15 protein-coding genes and 1 pseudogene are annotated in these 18,472 nt (G+C 70.4%); 7 read left to right on the top strand and 9 right to left on the bottom strand.

The window, feature by feature from the left end:
* The 6 genes and pseudogenes from SM757_RS19665 to SM757_RS19640 form a co-directional block, all read right to left on the bottom strand.
* Window positions 1-224: pseudogene (locus tag SM757_RS19665) on the bottom strand (translesion DNA synthesis-associated protein ImuA); the annotation flags it as partial.
* Between the two features lie 283 nt (window positions 225-507).
* Entirely contained in the window at window positions 508-1,278 is a 771-nt protein-coding gene (locus tag SM757_RS19660; protein ID WP_322466791.1) for a 5'-methylthioadenosine/adenosylhomocysteine nucleosidase, read from the bottom strand.
* 135 nt (window positions 1,279-1,413) lie between these two features.
* Window positions 1,414-2,433, bottom strand: coding sequence for a GGDEF domain-containing protein (locus SM757_RS19655; RefSeq protein ID WP_322466790.1), 1,020 nt, complete (start codon window positions 2,431-2,433; stop codon window positions 1,414-1,416).
* 253 nt (window positions 2,434-2,686) lie between these two features.
* Window positions 2,687-3,127 carry a VOC family protein gene (locus SM757_RS19650; RefSeq protein WP_322466789.1) on the bottom strand — a complete coding sequence of 147 codons (441 nt, stop codon included), beginning with the start codon at window positions 3,125-3,127 and terminating at the stop codon, window positions 2,687-2,689.
* A 126-nt stretch (window positions 3,128-3,253) separates the two neighbouring features.
* Window positions 3,254-3,748, bottom strand: coding sequence for a helix-turn-helix transcriptional regulator (locus SM757_RS19645; protein WP_322466794.1), 495 nt, complete (start codon window positions 3,746-3,748; stop codon window positions 3,254-3,256).
* Window positions 3,749-4,086: 338 nt separating this feature from the next.
* The gene (locus SM757_RS19640) at window positions 4,087-5,031 is read right to left on the bottom strand and encodes a LysR family transcriptional regulator (protein WP_322466788.1); all 945 of its coding nucleotides are present in this window, start codon (window positions 5,029-5,031) and stop codon (window positions 4,087-4,089) included.
* A gap of 132 nt (window positions 5,032-5,163) precedes the next feature.
* Between SM757_RS19640 and SM757_RS19635 the strand changes: the two genes are divergently transcribed.
* The 6 genes from SM757_RS19635 (at window position 5,164) to SM757_RS19610 (ending at window position 10,058) form a co-directional block, all read left to right on the top strand.
* Entirely contained in the window at window positions 5,164-6,510 is a 1,347-nt protein-coding gene (locus SM757_RS19635; protein WP_322466787.1) for an acyclic terpene utilization AtuA family protein, read from the top strand.
* On the top strand, window positions 6,507-6,884 hold the full coding sequence (locus SM757_RS19630; protein ID WP_322466786.1) for an AtuA-related protein: 378 nt from the start codon (window positions 6,507-6,509) through the stop codon (window positions 6,882-6,884). Before SM757_RS19635 ends, SM757_RS19630 begins: the two co-directional genes overlap by 4 nt.
* A gap of 36 nt (window positions 6,885-6,920) precedes the next feature.
* A complete protein-coding gene (locus tag SM757_RS19625) occupies window positions 6,921-7,931 on the top strand; it encodes a Bug family tripartite tricarboxylate transporter substrate binding protein (RefSeq protein WP_322466785.1) in 1,011 nt (336 codons plus the stop codon).
* Between the two features lie 181 nt (window positions 7,932-8,112).
* Entirely contained in the window at window positions 8,113-8,811 is a 699-nt protein-coding gene (locus tag SM757_RS19620; RefSeq protein ID WP_322466784.1) for an aspartate/glutamate racemase family protein, read from the top strand.
* Between the two features lie 59 nt (window positions 8,812-8,870).
* A complete protein-coding gene (locus tag SM757_RS19615) occupies window positions 8,871-9,548 on the top strand; it encodes a GNAT family N-acetyltransferase (RefSeq protein WP_322466783.1) in 678 nt (225 codons plus the stop codon).
* A gap of 87 nt (window positions 9,549-9,635) precedes the next feature.
* A complete protein-coding gene (locus SM757_RS19610) occupies window positions 9,636-10,058 on the top strand; it encodes a cupin domain-containing protein (protein ID WP_322466782.1) in 423 nt (140 codons plus the stop codon).
* Window positions 10,059-10,098: 40 nt separating this feature from the next.
* Here the strand turns inward: SM757_RS19610 and SM757_RS19605 are convergent, their stop codons facing one another.
* Complete coding sequence (locus tag SM757_RS19605) at window positions 10,099-11,187, bottom strand: hypothetical protein (RefSeq protein WP_322466781.1); 1,089 nt, start codon at window positions 11,185-11,187, stop codon at window positions 10,099-10,101.
* 317 nt (window positions 11,188-11,504) lie between these two features.
* Window positions 11,505-16,184 carry an AAA domain-containing protein gene (locus SM757_RS19600; protein ID WP_322466780.1) on the bottom strand — a complete coding sequence of 1,560 codons (4,680 nt, stop codon included), beginning with the start codon at window positions 16,182-16,184 and terminating at the stop codon, window positions 11,505-11,507.
* Window positions 16,185-16,819: 635 nt separating this feature from the next.
* On the opposite strand from SM757_RS19600, the gene SM757_RS19595 reads away from it, so the two are divergent.
* On the top strand, window positions 16,820-18,088 hold the full coding sequence (locus tag SM757_RS19595) for an aminotransferase class I/II-fold pyridoxal phosphate-dependent enzyme (RefSeq protein ID WP_322466779.1): 1,269 nt from the start codon (window positions 16,820-16,822) through the stop codon (window positions 18,086-18,088).
* 60 nt (window positions 18,089-18,148) lie between these two features.
* On the opposite strand, the gene SM757_RS19590 is transcribed toward SM757_RS19595, so the two are convergent.
* Complete coding sequence (locus SM757_RS19590) at window positions 18,149-18,442, bottom strand: hypothetical protein (RefSeq protein WP_066333082.1); 294 nt, start codon at window positions 18,440-18,442, stop codon at window positions 18,149-18,151.
* Window positions 18,443-18,472: the final 30 nt, after the last annotated feature.

The raw sequence follows: 18,472 nt of genomic DNA, 5'->3' as shown, positions 1-18,472 counted from the left end.
CGCCACTCCAACACGGCCGGCTGCGGCTGCAGCAGCTCCGTCAGCGCCCCGCCGGGCCAGCCGCCGCCGGGCAGCTCGCGGTCCAGCGCCTCAAACCCCGTGGCCCAGGCCGACACCGGCGGCTGCCCCATTTCGCTGCCCCGCCACAGGCCCGCCGCCACCGCGGGCGGCAAGGACGCCAGGGAATGGGAAATGCCGGGCGGCGACGAGCGGGGTAATGCCATGGGTGTCTTGAATACTGTGTTTTCATACAGTATCCGACACTTTGGGCCGCTTGCGCACTGCCGGTAGTGCGTGCGCAACAAGTTTTCTGCAAGGGGCCGCCTGGATTGACGCCTGCGCGGACACAACGGACGGGGAACGGGTGAATCAGGACGTCGTTATGGCGGCCCGCCCATCAAGATTCAGGAACCATTTGAATCTCATGGCCGGCGACTTATTAATACCGGCCAATACCCGCACCCGCCGCGAAATCCCCGAACAAAACACCAACGAACAATTTCCGGATTACGCCATTGCCCCCAGCATCGCCAATACCGCCGCATGCGTATACCGGCTGGCCACGTCCTCGATAAACCGGTTGAAGTCGACATGCGCCGTGTCGTCCGCGCGGTCGGACACCGTGCGCATCACCGCGCAGGGCACGCCGAAGTCATGGCAGACCTGCGCCAGCGCCGCGCCTTCCATTTCCACGGCCAGGGCGTCGGCGTGGTCCGACTGCAGCGCCTGCGCCTCGGCAGCGCTGCTCACGAAACGGTCGCCGCTCACGATCAGCCCGCGGTGCACGCGCGGCCCGTGCGCCACGCCGCAACCGGCCAGTTGCACCGTGCTCAGCTCCGAGCAGGTGCCCGCGGCAATGGAGGACAGCACCCGCGCGCAGGCGATCTCCAGCCGGCGCGACAGCAGCGCGTCCGTGCCGAAGCGCGAGCGGCCATAAAGAGGCACCTCGAAGCGCGCAAAGATGGGCGAGGCGTCCATGTCGTGCTGCAGCAGCGTGTCGGCCACCACGATGTCGCCTATGCGCACGCCCGCGCCCAAGCCGCCGGCCACGCCGGTGAAGACGATGGCGTCCACCTGGAAGTGCTCCAGCAGCACGGCCGCCGTGGTGGCCGCGGCCACCTTGCCGATGAGCGAGCGCACCAGCACGACCTCGTGTCCGCACAGCGTGCCCACCCAGAACTCGCGCCCGGCACGGCGCACGCACTGCGCATTGGGCAGCGAGGCCAGCAGCCCGCGCAGTTCCTGGTCAATGGCGCTCACGATGGCCAGGCGACCCATAGCTCATTCCTCCCGCGGGCAAGCCCCGCTGTCCCTGTGTATGAAGACGTGCGCCGGCACAGCAGGCCGGCGCGCGGGCGGGAGTATGGGCCCTGCCGCGCAGGCGCCGCGGCCGCGGCGCGGGCGGCGCGACGATCAGAACAGGTCCACGTCTCCGCCGTAGTCCGCGGCCACTTCCAGCCCGGCCTGCGCCATCGCGGCCGGGCCGGTGACGCGGTTGCGCCCGCTGGCCTTGGCCAGGTGCAGCGCACGGTCGGCACGCTCGATGGCGCTGGTGGGCAGGTCGCTTGGGCGCAGCTCGGTGAAGCCGATGCTCACCGTCACGCGCTCGGCCTGCGGGTAGTGCTGCTGCGACACCTGCTCGCGCACCCGGTCCAGCACCTGGCGGGCGGACTCCTCGTCCACGGCCTCCAGCAGCACCACGAATTCCTCGCCGCCGAAGCGGAACAGCCCTTCCTCCGTGCGCAGCGCCGTGCGCATCACGCGCGAGGTGATGAGCAGCACCTCGTCGCCCACCAGATGGCCGAAGGTGTCGTTGACCTTCTTCATGTGGTCCAGATTGAGCACCGCCATGTAGTGGCTCAGCGGCGGCTCGGCTGCCTCGCCTGCGGCCGCCGCGCCGGGAGCGGACCCCAGCACGATGCGCATGAAGCACTCGTTGAAGGTCTTGCGGTTGAACAGCCCGGTGAGCGCGTCACGCTCGCCGTAGTCCAGCAGCGCCAGGAAATTGCCGTACAGCCGGACGATGGCGCGCGCCGTCTGCCGCGTGTGGCGCCCAAGCGCCCCGTTGCTGCGCACTTCCACCACGCCCACGCCTTGCCCCGTGACCACCAGCGGCAGCAGCATCACCGTGGGATGGCCTTCCACCTCCAGGATCTGGTGGCGGCGCAGGCACTCCATCCAGGCCGGGTCGACCTCCTCCACAAGGTGCGCCTCGAAGCGCGTGACCATCCCCGTGTCCCTGGCACGCCGCCCCCGCCCGGTGATGGGCACGCGCGAACGCCATTGCAGCGACTGCGAGTCGCCCGTGCAGCGGTGCAGGGCCACCGTGGCCGGTGCCAGCAGCTCGCGCAGCGTGTCCAGCAGCAACGTGTCGGCCCGCTCGCGGTCGCGATGGCCGGTGATGTCAGCGAGATGGTCTATCAGTATGGTCATTTGCGTTGCATTTTGTCACCGGCTCGGCAGCCGCTCTCGCCGCAAAACGCGGCGCGCAGGCGCTTCACCCGGCCTGTTTGCGCTTGGGCAAACTCGGCCACCGCTTGTTTTCGGCGTTTGCGGCGCCGAATGGAGGCCGAGGAGGGGCTGCAAACGTGCAAGGTTTGCAAAACAGGCGTTCCCGATGGGTCATGCAACGGTGCCGGCGGTCCTGGACGGCGCCGTGGGCCGCGAAGGGCTCAGGCGCCCACCCTCACTGCGCCCCGGGCGCGAACACGCGCAGCCGGTGGCCGTCCGGGTCCTGCGCGGCGAAGGTGAAGCCGAAGTCCATGGCCGTGGGCGGCTGGATGACGGGGATGCCGCGCGCCGTCCAGTCGGCGTGGCGGGCCTCGACGGCCGCCTTGTCCGGCACCGCGAAGGCCAGCTCCATGCCGCCCGGCGCGGTGGCCGCGGGCACCACGCCGCTGGCGCCCCACAGGCCCAGCATCACGCCGGAGTCCAGCGCGAACAGGGCAAAGGTCGGTGAACTCTCCACCGGCGCCTTGCCCAGCAGCGCGGCATAGAAGCCGGCGCTTTCCACCGCGCTGTGCACGTACAGCAGCAGGAAGTTGGGGTCGGACTTGAGGGCCTGGCCGGCGGCAGCGGCGGTGGCGTCGGCAGTGTGGGCAGTGGCGGCGGCGGTGTTCTGGGTCATGGCGGCTCTCCCGTGGCGTTGAAGCCAAGTGCTTGTCGAAGGCCTCCATGCTCGCGGCGGGGTGTGACAGATTCCGTCAGCAGCGTGCAGCGCCCTTCCCGCACGGCGCACGCCGCGTGCGCCACTTCAGGGTTGCGCGACGCCTTCGCGCTCGCGCCAGTCCTTGAGCAGCGCCTGGCGCCGGCGCGGGTAGCGCTCCTCGCGCGGGCGCAGCGCGGCGATGCGGTCGGTGCGGAAGTGGCGGATCTCGCCGCGCAGCTCGCAGTGCGCCACCAGCACCTGCACGCGGTCGAAAAAGCCCAGGGCGAAGGGCCACACGGTGCGCGTGCTGCAGCGGCCCTGGGCGTCGCGGTAGTCCAGCTCCAGGCGGCGCTCCAGCCGGATGGCCTCGCGCAGCGGCGGCAGCAGCGCGGCGTCGCCGGCCACCAGCGGCGCGCTTGGGCCGGCCAGCAGCGCGCTGTCCTCCAGCTCGCGCTGGAGCGGCGCGGGCAGCACCGCGCCCACCTTGGCCAGCAGGTCGCGCGCGGCGGTGGCCAGCCGCGCGTCGCCGCGATCCATCACCCAGCGCGAGCCCAGCACCAGGGCTTCGAGCTCGTCCACCGAGAACATGAGCGGCGGCAAGGTAAAACCCTCGCGCAGCACGTAGCCCAGGCCGGGCGCGCCATCGACGTGCGCGCCCTGCGCCTGCAGCGTGGCGATGTCGCGGTACAGGGTGCGCAGCGAGATGCCCAGCGCCTGCGCCAGCGCCGCGCCGCGCCGCCCACGGGGTGGCGATGGCGGCGCAGCAGCTGCAACAGGTCGAGCAGGCGTTGGGAGCGGGACAAGGGTTGGGCCGGTGGGTGGCGAGGCCGGGCATTGTGCGCACGCGGGCCTGCGCGCGGCTGACGCGGTGCGGGCGGCACGTTCGCGTGCGGCGCCGCCGCCGGGGCTGGCGGCGGATTGAAGGCGAGCTGGGGGCGTCAGGCCGCGGGCGCCGCGCCCGGCGTGTCCGGCATGTCCGGCTCCATGCGCGGCCGCTGGTCCATCAGCTCGTCGAACAGGCCCTGCGCCGCGGCGGACAGGCCGCGGTCGCGGCGGCGGATGGAGAAGATCTGCCGCTGCAGCCCCGGCGCGTGCAGCGGCCGCGTCACCAGCGCCGGGTGCTCGAAATGGAACAGCGTGAGCGCCGGCACCACCGTGATGCCCAGCCCCGCGCGCACCATGCCCGCCACGGTGCCCAACTGCTCCAGCTCCATCACCGGCCGCAGCACCACCGTGCCGGCCCACAGCGCCGACTCGATGTGCTGGCGCACGCTGCTGTTGCGCGCCAGATGGATGAAGGGCTCGCCGGCCAGGTCCGCCAGCACCACCACGGGCCGCGCCGCCAGCGCATGGCCGCGCGGGCACACGAGGTGGAAGCGGTCGGCGCAAAAGGGCTCCACCAGCAGCTCCGGCGCGGCCGAGCGCACCGCCGCCAGCGCGAAGTCGGCCCGCCCGCCGCGCACGCGCTCCACGCAGTCCTCCGACAGCGCATCGGCCACGTCCAGTTCCACGCCGGGGTGGCGGCGCCTGAAGCCGGCCAGCAGCGGCGGCAGCCAGCCCGCGGCCAGCGCCGGCAGCGCGGCCAGGGCCACCCGGCCGCGCCGCCGCGCCACGTGCTCGCCCAGGTCGGCCACGCTCAGCGTCAGGTCGCGCAGCAGCCGCTGCGCGCTGTCCAGGAACAGCGCCCCTTCGGCCGTGGGCTCCACGTGGCGCGTGCTGCGGTCGAACAGCCGGGCGCCCAACGCCTCCTCCAGCGCGCGTATGAGCGCGCTGAACGCCGGCTGCGACAGGTGCAGCCGCGCCGCGGCGCGCGTGAAGTTGCGCGTCTCGGCCAGCGCCACGAAGGCGCGAAGCTGGCGCGTGGAGAAGTCCGGCTCGCTCATCGCGTGCCCCGCCGCCGACTATTCATTTGCTTTGCCTATGAATTGATCCAAACAAACGAATTCTCCAACTGAATCGCCGCCCCTACAGTGGTTTGCATCGTCCCAGGCACGGGCCCGCAGCCCGCACCCGCCATGCAAGACACCTTGTTGATAGGTTGCGCCGCCGGTTTTTCCGGCGACCGCACCGACGCCGCCCGCCCGGTGGTAGACACCCTGCTGCGCCGCGGCCTGCCGTCGGTGCTGATCTTCGAAACCCTGGCCGAGCGCACCCTGGCGCTGGCGCAACTGGCGCGCCGCGCCGACCCGGAAGGCGGCTACGAGCCGCTGCTGGCGGACATGCTCGCGCCCGTGCTGGCCGACTGCCTGGCCGGCGGCATACGCATCGTGGGCAACTTCGGCGCGGCCAACCCGCACGCCGCCGCGCGCCGCGTGCTGGCGCTGGCGCGCGAGGTGGGCGCGCGCGTGCCGCGCGTGGCCGTGGTCAGCGGCGACGACGTGTCCGGCCCCGCGCACCGCGACGCGCTGCGGCAGGCGCTGGGCGCGCGGGCCGAAAACCTCGACGTCGCCAGCGCCAACGCCTACTTGGGCGCGGAGGCCATCGCGCAGGCGCTGCGCGAGGGGGCGGACGTGGTGATCACCGGCCGCGTGGCCGACCCCTCGCTCACCGTGGGCCCGGCGCTGGCGCATTTCGGCTGGGCCCTGGACGACTGGGACCGCCTGGCGCGCGCCACCATGGCCGGGCACCTGCTGGAGTGCGGCGCGCAGGTGTGCGGCGGCTACTTCGCCGACCCGGGCATCAAGGACGTGCCCGGCCTGGCCGAGGTGGGCTACCCCATCGCCGAGCTGGACGCCGACGGCGGCTGCCTCATCACCAAGGCCGAGGGCACCGGCGGCTGCGTGGACGAGCACACCGTCAAGGAACAACTGCTTTACGAGCTGCACGACCCGGCGGCCTACCTCACGCCGGACGTGGTGGCCGACATTTCGGACGCCTGGGTGGAGACGGTGGGCGAGAACCGCGTGCGCCTGCACGGCGTGCGCGGCCACGCGCGGCCGGCCACGCTCAAGGTCAACGTGTTCCACGCCCAGGGCTGGCTGGCCGAGGGCGAGATCTCCTACGCCGGGCGCGGTGCCGAGGCGCGGGCGCGGCTGGCCGGCGACGTGCTGCGCCGCCGCCTGGCTTCCTGCGCGCCGCTGCGCGTGGACCTCATCGGCGTGGCCAGCGTGTTCGGCGACGACGCCGGGGTGTGGCTGAGCCGCCAGAGCGTGGGCGACGCGCGCGACGTGCGGCTGCGCGTGGCGCTCAACCACGCCGACAAGGCGCAGGCCGAGCGCCTGGCGCGCGAGGTCACGGCCCTCTACACCTGCGGCCCGGCCGGCGGCGGCGGCGTGCGCACGGGGCTGCGCCAGCGGCTGGGCACCGTCTCCTGCCTGCTGCCGCGCGAGCTCGTGTCGCCGCAACTGGAATTCATCGAATGAAGCAAGCCGACTCCACCGCGCGCCGCGTGCGCGTGCCCCTGCTGCGCCTGGCCCACGGCCGCACGGGCGACAAGGGCAACATCTCCAACATCAGCCTCATCGCCTGGCACCCGGCGCTCTACCCGGTGCTGCAGGAGCAGGTCACCGAGGCCGCCGTGGCCGCGCAGTTCGCGCACCGCCGCCCCGCGCGCGTGACGCGCCACGCGCTGCCCAAGCTGCACGCCATGAACTTCGTGCTCGAAGGCGTGCTCGACGGCGGCGTCAACGACGCGCTCAACCTCGACAGCCACGGCAAGGCGCTGGCCTTCCTGCTGCTGGACATGGACGTCGAAGTGGCTGAAGGCCTGCTGCCGCTGCTGCGGCCCGCGCCCTGACACGCTCCACACACAACACCACCCGGAGACAAGACCATGACCGATTCGGCCCACGCCCCCACCTCCACCCGCCGCCACGCCCTGGCCGCCCTGGCCGCCCTGGCCGCCGCCGGCCTGGCGCTGCTGGCCGCCCCCGCCGCCATGGCACAGGGCAAGTACCCCGAAAAGCCCGTGACCTTCCTCGTGCCCTTCGCGGCGGGCAGCGCCACCGACCAGCTCGCGCGCGCCCTGGGCCAGTCCTTCACCGAGCAGACCAGGCAGGTCGTGGTGGTGGACAACAAGGCCGGCGCCAGCGGGATGATGGCCGCACAGGCGGCCGCGCGCGCCGCGGGCGACGGCTACACGGTGCTGATCACCACCAACACCACCCACGCCGCCAACGAGCACCTCTACAAGAAGCTGCCCTACGACCCGGTGAAGGACTTCGCGCCCGTCACCGGCCTGGCCAAGGGCGGGCAGGTGCTGGTGGTGCGCGCGGAAGCGCCGTTCAAGACCGTGGGCGACGTGGTGGTCGAGGCGAAGAAGCGGCCCGGCAAGCTGAGCTTCGGCAGCGGCAGCTCCTCCAGCCGCGTGGCCGGCGAGATGTTCAAGCAGCTCAGCGGCACCGACATCCTGCACGTGCCCTACAAGAGCAACCCGCAGGCGGTGACGGACCTGCTGGGCGGGCAGATCGACCTGATGATCACCGACACCGCCACCGGCGTGCCGCAGGTCAAGGCCGGCAAGCTGCGCGCGCTGGGCACCTCGACGGCCAAGCGCAGCCCGCTGCTGCCGGAGGTGCCCACCATCGCCGAGGCCGGCGTCAAGGGCTACGACATGGGCTACTGGTTTGCGGCCTACGTGCCCGCGGCCACGCCGGCGCCGGTGGTGGCGCGGCTGGGCGAGCTGCTGGCCACGGCGGTGAAGAGCGCGGCGGCGAAGAGCTTCTTCGACTCCACTGGCGCCGAGCCCTGGACCACCACGCCGCAGGAACTGGCCAGATTCCAGGCTGATGAAACACAGAAGTGGGGCCGCGTCATCAAGGCGGCGGGGATAGAAGCCGAGTAAGCGGCGATCCGCCCCCCTGTTCCCGAAAGGTCACGGCGCCCATTGGGCGCCGTGCTTATTTGGGAACGCCCGCCACGCGAGCCCGGCGCGGGTGGCCTGGCCGGCCGGCCTGCTCGGCTAGCATCGCGCCTGCGGCGCTGGTGCGCCCGAAGCAAGCCGGACGTATTCAGGAGCAAGCAGTTTGAAGACCATTGGCCTCATCGGTGGCATGAGCTGGGAATCCACCGTGCCGTATTACCGCATCATCAACGAGACGGTGAAGGCGCGCTTGGGTGGGCTGCATTCGGCCCGCATCCTATTGCACAGCGTGGATTTTCATGAGGTTGCCCAATTGCAGCGCGACGGCAATTGGCCCACGGCCGGCGTGATGCTGGGCAAGGCCGCCAAGGGGCTGGAAATCGCGGGCGCCGACATACTGGTGCTGTGCACGAACACCATGCACAAGGTGGCGGCGGATATCGAGTCGGCGGTGAGGATTCCGCTCATCCATATTGCCGACCCCACCGGCGAGCAAATCCGCCAAACAGGATTTTCCACGGTGGGCCTGCTGGGCACGCGCTTCACCATGGAGCAGGATTTCTACAAGGACCGCCTGCGCCAGCGCCACGGCCTGCAGGTGCGCGTGCCGGATGCGCACGACCGCGAGCTGGTGCACCGCATCATTTACGAGGAATTGTGCGTGGGGCAAATCCGCTCCGAATCGCGGCGGGAATTTCGCCGCGTGATGGCCCAATTGGTGGCGCACGGCGCGCAGGCCATTATTTTGGGCTGCACAGAAATTTCGCTGCTGGTTTCGGCGCAGGATGCCACCGTGCCGCTGTACGACACCGCGATGATGCATGCGGTGAAGGCGGCGGAGTTGGCGCTGGTAACAGACTGAGCGCCCATTCGGGTTCATCATCACGGCCCCAACAGTTACAGCGGCCCGCGCCACCAGCCATGGAACAATTTCTTGCCAACGTCGTCTGGCATGCGCTCTCCGGCGCGCATTTGAAATATTCCATCGGCACGGACAGCGCCAGGCGCTACGCGCCGGATTTTTCGCCCATCATTGGTTTTGCCGATCCGCAGTGGCCTGATTTCCAGGCACTGCGCCCTTTTTGCGAAACCGGCGAGCATTTTTATTGCGATGGCTGGTCAGGTCCCGTGCCGCGCGGTTGGCGCCTGGAACAGGAAGCCACCATGTTCAAAATGCTGTGGGATGCGGAATTGCCCGACGCCGATGCGGCGCCGGAGGCCACGCAACTCGGCCCGGAACATGCCGCGCAGGCACTGGAATTGGCCACGCTCACCCAGCCCGGCCCTTTTGGCATCCGCGCGCTGGAATTGGGCGAGTATTTCGGCATTTTCGATGGCGGCCGCCTGGTGGCCATGGCGGGCGAGCGCATGGCGGCGGGGCCGCTGCGGGAAATCAGCGGCGTGTGCACGCACCCGGATCATCAAGGCCGCGGCTGGGCGCAGCGGCTGGTTTTAAAACTGCTGCGGCGGGAAATGCGGCGCGGGGAAACGCCGTTTTTGCACGTGATGAGCGCCAACGAGGGCGCGCGGCGGCTGTACCGCCGGCTGGGATTCACGGAGGTGCGTGAATCCGTAGTGCGCGTGGTGGCGCCGCTTTGATTCGTGAACCAAGGCTCAGAACCCGCACGATTTGACTGCCGCCAGGGCCGTCCCCGCCATCCAATTGAACCTATTTTTGGAGACGCCATGAAACTCAAATTCCCGGTGAAAAAGGTATTGCTGGGCACCGCCATGCTGGTGGCGGTGGGCACGGTGGTGGCGCAGGCCTCCGGCCTGACGCGCACGCTGGTGGCGCGCAACGACGTGTCCTTCGCGCCCAACCGCGAGGCGGTGGTGGTGCGCGTGGACGTGGCCGCCAACGCCGCCGTGGGCCGCCACACCCACCCGGGCGACGAGGTGGCCTACGTGATGGAAGGCCAGTTGCAACTGACGGTGGAAGGCCAGGCGCCGCGCCTGGTGAAGGCCGGCGAATCCTTCACCGTGCCGGCCGGCGTGCCGCACGACGCGCACAACGACGGCGCGGGCACGGCCAAGCTGGTGGGCGTGTACCTGGTCGAAAAGGGCAAGCCGCTGGTGGCGCCGGCGCCGGCGCCGGCTGCGGCGAACTGAGGCCTGTTGAGGCCGTGAAGGACGGGCCTTGCGGCCCGCTTCACATCCCCGGGCGCGCCTGCAGCCCGCGCCCGCGCGTGAGCCAGTCGGCGTCGAAGCGCTCCAGCTCCTCGCGCGCGGCGTCCAGCAGCGCCGCGGGCTCCAGCACCGGTACTTTGAGCTTGCGCACTGCCGTGGGCACGGCGGTGACGAGCACCTCGTCCAGCAGCGCCACGCGGATGCCGCGGCGGGCGTAGATCTCCACCAGCTCTTCCCAGCAGGCGCCGTCGGCCTCGAACTGGCCGATGAGCAGCACGTTGCAGCGCTTGGCGCGCATGGTGCGCAGCACGCTGGGGTAGTCGTCGCCCAAGTGGGCGCGCAGCTCGATGCGCAGCTCGTCGCGGAACTCGAAATCCACCAGCGCGCTCTCGCCCGGCGCTTCGCCGTCCACGCGCACGCGGCATTGGGCATGGGCGTTGAACTGCACGTGCGCGCCGTCCACCTCGAAGCAGGCCGGCTCCAGTTGCAGCACGGGCTCCCACCAGCGCTCGGCCACCTCGCCCTGCGGCGCCACGGCGGGCATGACGTCCAGCGGCGTGCCGGGGCACTCCACCACCAGGCGCGGCAGCTCGCGCTCCAGCGCCTGCAGCACGCGGGCCTTGTGGCGCAGGTGCTGCTCGGGCACGGGGTCGCCCTCCTCCAGCGGCTCGTGCAGCCCGTAGTCCTGGTAGCGCAGCGCGATGCGCGCGGGCAGCCGCGACTGCCAGCCGCGCACCAGGGCGTCCGGCGACAAGGCGGCGGCCAGTTGCGCCGGCAGCTCGGGGTTCACGCGCAGCAGCAGGCGCAGGCAGAAATCGTTGTGCAGGAAGCGGTTTTGCAGCCGGTTCTGCTCCGGCGTGCTCGCCGGCGGGCCGAAATGTTTGTGCAGCCACTGCAGCAGTTGCGGGTGGTGGCGGCGCAGGTGGGCGTGGCGCGCGCCCATGAGCCACAGCGCGTACTCGGCGTGCACCAGCAGCAGCGACAGCGGCTGGTCCTTGTACTTGCCGTAGGGAATCAGTTCGAGCGCGGGTGCGGGCGCCTTGCGGCGCGCCTGGGCGGGCGCCGGCTTGCCACCGGACGGCGCCTCCGCGTCGAAAAGACCATGCTGCATCCCCATTGCTCTCCCTGAACCCGCCTGACTGCTGCGAGGGCGGGATTGTGCAAGACGCGCGCGACCCCATTCACACCGGAGCGTGATGAAAGTCCTTCACTGCGGCAGGTGTGGGCGAAAGTGGAGCGCAGGCACGCAGAGAAAACGCCGTCATCCCGGCGCAGGCCGGGATCCACGAACGCTGTGATGCCGCCCTGGACGCGTTGCGGTGCGTTAGGCGGCACATCACGTCAGCACCGCGGTGCGCGTGGATTCCGGCCTGCGCCGGAATGACGGCGTGGCGTCTTACGGCCTCCAGCCCGGTACGCGAAACGCCTTCAAGCCTCTTCCTGCTCCCTTCCCGCCTCCACCGCCTCCCGCAGCCGCTGCTGCACCTGCTCCGACGGCGCGGGCGCGCGCCAGGTACGCGGCTCTACCAGAAGTGACAACGAGCCCTCGGCCGCGCCCAGGGGCGCGATGTCCAGCTCGGCCAGCCGCGCCAGCAGCTCGGCCAGCACCTCCTCGCGGTGCAGCGTCCAGGTGGAGGCAAAGCAGCGCCAGAACACCCAGCCGGCGCGCTCCAGCACGCGCTGGCGGGCGACGTCCTGCTGCCAGCGCTCGGGGCCGTGGAAGGCGTCGCCGTCGCACTCCACGGCCAGGCGGGCGTCGTGCGCGCCCTCCACCACCATGTCGATGCGGTAGGCGCCGGCCCGCACCTGCGGCCGCACGCGGTAGCCGCGCTGCACCAGGGCGTCGAACACCTCGCGCTCGAAGCCGCTTTCGCACAGCGCGCGCAGCGGCCGGCCGTCCTCGTGCCCGTGGCCGCCGCCGGGCAGCGGGTTCTCGAAGTGCGCCAGCAGCGTGCGCCGCAAATCCTTCTCGGACAGCTCGTCCATGCGCACCGAGCGCACCAGCACCATGCGGTCGCGCGCACGGCTGGCGGCCACGTTGAAGCGCTGGTCGGCGCCGTTGCCCGCCAGGGCGCGGCACTGACGGGCATCGACCACCAGCGACAGGAACATCACGTCGCGCTCGCTGCCCTGGAAGGTGCGCGCATCGCCGCAGGCGAACTGCCGGCGCAGCAGCTCCGCGGCATCGAAGCGCGCGCGCACCACGGCATCTATGTGCCGCGCCTGCTCCAGCCCAAGCAGCGAGACCACGCCCAGCGTGCGGCCGGCCAGGCGCTCGTCGGCCAGCAGGGCGGCGATCTCGTCGGCAATGGCCTGCGCCTCGGCGTCGTTGCGGTCGCGGTGGTCGCGGCGGCCCTCCTCCACGAACAGGTCCACCAGCGGCGGGTCGATGCGCTCGGCCGCGCGCGGCACGCGCAGCGGCAGCACGCCGTGGTCGTAGAAGTTGCGATTGGCGTACTCGATGATGGGCGCCACGCAGCGGAAGTGCTCGCGCAGCATCACCTGCTGGCCGGCAAAGACCTGGGCCGCGAGGTCGTAGAGCGACTTCTCCGGCGTCATCGCGGCGGCGAAGGGTTGGTCGGCCAGGAAGCGCTGGCGCAGATCATTGATGCGCGCGCTGCTGATGAAACCGCCCTCGGGCGAGACCTGCTTGTGGTCGCCCACCACCAGGATCTTCTTGCCCCGCGCAATGGCGGGCAGCGCCCACAGGTCGGACTGGCTGGCCTCGTCCACGATGACCAGGTCGAAGGCGCCGATGTCGGCCGGCATGGATTCCGACACCCGCGCGTGGCTCATGATCCAGCAGGGCACGGCCGGGGCCGCGTCCAGCATGGCGGCCTGCGCGTCGCGCCGGTAGCGCGCGGCGTTTGGGCCCGTGCCCTGGCCGATGCGGTGCAGGGCGTTGGCGTAGCCGGCCAGCGCCGAGAGCACCTTGGGTGAGGCGTTCATGCGCGTGGCCAGCCAGGCCGCGCGGGCCACCACGTCCTCGTAGAGCTTTGATAAGCCCTGCTCCAGCTCGGCGCGGCGGGCCCACAGCCGCGTGAGCTCGCCGCGGCCCTCCAGCGTCTGCAGCGCGGCGCGGGCGCGGGCCCAGGTCCAGGCGGCGCGCCAGTCGGTGGGCAGCACGGCGTCGTGGGCCGCGCCTTCGGCGGGCTCGCTGCGCAGGCGCTGCGCCAGGCGCGCGGCGCCCGCGGCGGCCAGGCGCTGCGCGGCCACGCGCACGCACTCCAGCGCGGGCTGCAGGGCGGCCAGGCGCTGCGTCTCGGCGCGCAAGGCGGCCTCGCGCGCGCAGAAGGCATCGCTTTCCACGTCCGTGCGGCCCAGCCACTGGCCGATCAGCTCCTGCCACTGCGCGCCCAACGGGCCGCCGGCCGTGAGGTTGAGCAGCAGCGCCTGCTGGCGCCGCGGCGCGCCGGCCAGCGCCTCGTGCAGCACGTGGCGCCTGAGGATTTTTTGAAGCCGCTGCAGATGCTCCACCGTCGCCACGGCGCCGCTGCCGGGCGCGGGCAAGGGGTTGGCGGACAGCAGCACGGCAGCGCGCCGGGGCAGCTCGGCGTCCACCTCCAGCGACAGCCGCAAGGCCAGCCCGGCGATGAGCGCCAGCCGCTCCAGCTTGCGCAAGGCGCCCGCGCCCTGGTGCAGCTCCGGCAGGCCCAGCTCCGGCGCCAGGCGCTGCCAGCGCACCAGCAGGCTCTGGAGCTCCATCTGCAGCGCGAGGAAGCGGGCGACGTGCAGCCAGTCCTGCCGCGTGGCGGGCTCGCGGCCGTCCACGCGCATGGCGGCCACGTGGCGGCGCGCGTCGGCTTCGCCGAAAGGCAGCCAATTGAAGGCCTTGCCCGTGCGCGCGGCGCGCTCCACGGCCTCGCGGGTGCGGACGCAGGCCAGGGCCTCCTGCGGCATGTCCACCGGACGCTGCAGGAAGTCGCCGCGCGCGGCGGCCAGGCGCGGCACCTCGACCAGCAGCGACTGCAGCGCCTGGCGTTCGGCCTCGAAGCCGGGCTCGCTGAGCTGGCGGCGCAGCGCCTGCGCCCAAGCCTGGTCGGCGTGCTCCAGCGCTTGGGCGGGCTCCAGGGCCGCTTCCACGGCGGCCAGCAGCGCGCGCGCCTCGTTGATTTCGCCTTGAAGGGCGGGCAGCGCGCCGCGGGCCAGCTCGCCCTCGATGCGCCGCAGCCGCTGCAGCGCCTGGTGCAGCGGCGCCAGCACGTCCGGCGCGGGCAGCGTGGCGGAAGACGGCGGCGGCTCGGCCAGGCAGCGCAAATCCTCGCCCAGGCGGCGGCGGGCTTCGCGCAGCTCGCGGGCTTCGTCCTCGGTCAGGGGCGCGGGCGGCGCGCCGGCGGGCAGCTCGTCGTCGAACCAGGCGAAGCGGGCCTGGCCGTCACGCACCAGCTCGGCGAGCTGTTGCGCGCGCAGCGGCGTACCGTCGAGATCCACGCTGGCGAGCTGGGCGCGGGCGATGTCGTCCACGCGGCGGTCCAGGCGCGAGAGCTCGGCGTGGGCCAGGGCGATGGCCTCGTGCGCAGTGGCGATGCGGCGCTGCGCCTGCAGCGGGTCCAGTTGCGAGACGCGGTGCTGTATGGCCTCGATGGCGCCCTGGAACTGGCGCAGCCCCTCGCGGTCGCTGGACAGCAGCGCGACGGTGAGCGGACGCACCTCGGCCGGGATCTTGGCCTGCAGCACCTGCAGCGCCGGTTCGCCGCGCGAGGTCACCAGCACGCGCCGGCCCGTGGCCAGGTAGTGGCAAATGATGTTGGCGATGGTGTGCGTCTTGCCCGTGCCGGGCGGGCCCTGCACCGTCACGCCGTCGCTGCGCTCCAGGCGCTGGACAATGGTGACCTGCTCCTGGTTGTAGGGCAGCGGGAAATACAGCTCGCGGGCCGGCCCGTCGCCGTCGGACGTTCCCTCGCCCTCGCCGCGGCTGGACAGGCCGCGAAAGCGCACGGCCTGCACCTCGGCGGGTGCGTCGTCCGGCGGCGTGACCAGCGCGGCCGGGCCGCCGGGCAGCGTTTGCGCCGCCTCCAGGCCCAGGCGCAGGCGGCGCAGGTCGTCGACGAGGAAGTTGTAGGACTGCGGGCGCGCGAACAGCGCCCAAGCGTCGGTCACGACGAGGTGCGCGCCGGCGTTGGGCACGGGGGCGCCGCTGGCCAGCACGTCCAGGAAGCGGCCCTGGCTGTCCAGGCTGCCGGCGATGCGGCGCAGCAGCGGCTGCAGCGCCGGCATGTGGAAAGGCGACGGCGGCACCTCTTGCGCGTGTTGGGCGAGCCAGTCGCGCCCGGTCTGCTCCAGCTCGCAGGCACCGGGAACGAGGCAGGCGATGAGGGCATCCAGCTCCAGCCGCGGCGCGGTGGTGCGCGGGCGCACCTCCAGCGCGAGCGTGGCGGCGTCCAGCGACAGCTCCACCGCCTGCGTCAGCAGCGGGTAGCGGAAGGTGAAGTCTTCGCTTTCCCAGCGCAGCCGCCAGGTGGCCACGCCCAGGCCCCAGACCAGCTCGACGGGCTTGCCGGTCTGCTGGGCTTGGAGCTGGTGCATAAGGGCGAAAAGCTCGCCGTAGAGCTGCATGCTGAGCCGCCGCGGCGCCTCCGCCTCGGCCCAGGCGAGCCAGCGGGCGCTGATGTCGTCAAAGGCCGCCTGCACGGCGTCGCGAAAGCGCGCCTGGGCCTGGACGATGCGCCGGCGCAGCGCCTCGTCGGCCGGGAGCGCGGGCATGTCCTGCACAGCCAGGGCGCGGCTGGTGGCGCTGCCCGGCGCGGCGGCCGTGGTGGGTGCCAGGTGCTGGGCGAAGCCGGCGATGTCTTCCAAGTGCAGGGCAAGCTGCACCGGGTCCAGCGCGGGCGGCGGCCCGCCGGGGTCGGCCGAAACGCTGATGAGGGCGGCGAAGCGCTCGGCGACGGCGGGAGCGGCGACGGGTTCGAGCCGCGGCACGCGCAGCCACAGCGGCTCGCCGCCGTCCGCTTGGTCGAATTCCAGCCCGGGCAGGCCCAGCAGTTGGGCCGGCTCGCGCAGGAAGAAGTTGGCCAAGCGGGAAAGGTTGAAAGCGCGCGGATCGACGTCGCGTGCCTGTTCAGCGATGTATTCGAACAAGCGGCCGAGAAGGTCCCGGGCTGTTGTCATGCGGGAAAGCTCCAAGAAACATTTTGTAACCACAAGAGCGCCGACCGGCGAACGTCTGCGCCCCGGGCTGGAGCCAACCCGGCGCGCCTGCGCCGGCAGCGCTGGGGCGGCATGAGGCCGCCACGAGCTGCCTTGCACGGGGCGAAAGGTAACAGAGGGTGTGGCTCATAGCATGAGCCAGTACGGCCATACCGGTAAGAAAGCGCAGCTCAGCCCGATTCGAAGGCCTGCGGTGCAGGCAGACACGACGGCCCAGCGCATTCGTTGACCTGCATCAGTGTCTTCACCGGCCACGCAATGAGAAGGTCCGCCGATCTTTGATCAACGATACGTTTTGTTTGATCATTACAAATTAGTAACTAAATCAAACAATGAAGCTTTGGCCAAAACGCGTCTGGAGACCGGCAATCGCATGGATTTGTCAGTCAACATGCTGCTTCAGAGCACACATGCTTCCTTGGGACTGCGCTTCACAAGCACGGAACGGCTGTAGGCGGCAAGTTTTTTTGTTAACAAATCACGCTCCGCTACGGCAACATTGGCTTAAGTAGTAACACAAGTATCTAATTGGATCTTGTGTAATAAAATTTTTCTTAGCGACATTCAGTCGCCCTACATGACGGGAGTGCCAAGGAATGAGCGACTACTGCATCGAAATTGACGGAGATACTCTCACTCAGGTAGAAACCGCTCGAAAGTCCATCATGGAGCGGTATTGCGAAACTCTGAAAGCGGGCTTGCCCATGGACGAGATGCGCAATTCCGGTACCTATTTCTACCTGGAGAGTATTGAAGAGTATCTGGGTGGTGCATGGGTAAAGGTCACCGGCCATGGCGAAATGCTCATGTTCGGCGGCTACTCCTATCTTGGCCTCAACCGTCATCCTAAAATCAACGAAGCGGCCGTTGAAGCCATTGCACGTTATGGCACCGGTGCACATGGTGCCCGCCTGCTGGCAGGCACCACGGAAATTCATCGCGAGCTGGAAAGCTCGATTGCGCGCTTCAAAAAGACCGAGTCGGCCGCCCTATTCTCCAGCGGTTTCCTGGCCAACCTTTCGGCGATCACTTTCCTGGTGGGCCGTGGCGACATCGTGATCTGCGACAAGCTCGACCATGCCAGCATCCTGGACGGCTGCATGATGTCGGGTGCGCGGATGATTCGCTTCCGCCACAACGACATGGACCACCTGGAGAGCTGCCTGCGCGAAACGGCAGGTCACAAGGGCCGGCGCCTGGTCATCGTCGATGGCGTCTACAGCATGGATGGCGACATCGCCGACCTGCCTGCCATCAGCGGGCTGTGCAAAAAGCATGGCGCCTTGCTGATGGTGGACGAGGCCCACTCCGTCGGCATGCTGGGCGCCACGGGACGGGGTATAGAGGAGCATTTCGGGCTGCCCCCTGACACCATCGACGTCAAGATGGGCACGGTGAGCAAATCAATTCCGAGCCTGGGCGGATATATTGCCTCCAGCGCCAGGCTTTGCGATTTGCTTCGCCACACCGGGCGGGGCTTCATTTACTCCGCGACCGTGCCGCCCGCGTCGGCGGCAGCGGCCGTGGCCGGTATCAAGGTGATTGAAGAAGAGCCCTGGCATGTCCAGAATCTTCATCGGAACATGGCCTATTTTGCCAATCGCCTGCGCCAGGAAGGTTTTAATTTCCTGGAGAGCCCGACGGCGATTTTCCCCATCGTATTCGGCGACAACCTGCGCACCAGCACGATGTCCAAGGGTTGCCAGTCGCGAGGGCTGTATGTCCAGGCCATTCCGCACCCGGTGGTGCCGGAAGGCACGGCCCGGCTGCGTGCTGCCGTCAACGCCAACCACACGCTGGAGGATCTTGACTTTGCGATCAAGACCCTGCAGGACAGCCGCGCGGCCATGGAGAGCCTCGGCTGAGCCCTCGCGGCGGCCGGCGCGAGGCGCGGCCGGCCTGGGCGCAGGCAAGCCCGCAACGGTTCAGTGCCGGTTCTCGGACAGCCCCGTGGCCGAGCTGGACGCTCCCGACACCAGCGGCACGCCGCTGCCCGTGGACGAGGTCGGCGAAGACCCCCAGCTCCCCGGCGTCCCGTCGCCCGCATTGAGCTGCGTCGTCTGCGGGCTGGCCATGCTCGCCGCGCTGGAGAGCTCATCGACGCGACCTGGCTCCAGCGCGCTGCCGCGGCTGGAGCCCAGGGTGGCCGCGCCCTTCTTCTTCAGGTAGGCCGACGCAGCCACCGCGCCGACGACGATGCCGATCAGGAATCCAGGCATGTTGACCTCCACATAAGGAACTGAGCCCTT

It is taken from the genome of Azohydromonas lata (assembly GCF_034427735.1).
Taxonomy (GTDB): Bacteria; Pseudomonadota; Gammaproteobacteria; order Burkholderiales; family Burkholderiaceae_C; genus Azohydromonas; species Azohydromonas lata.
This window is presented reverse-complemented; position numbering and strand designations above follow the sequence as displayed.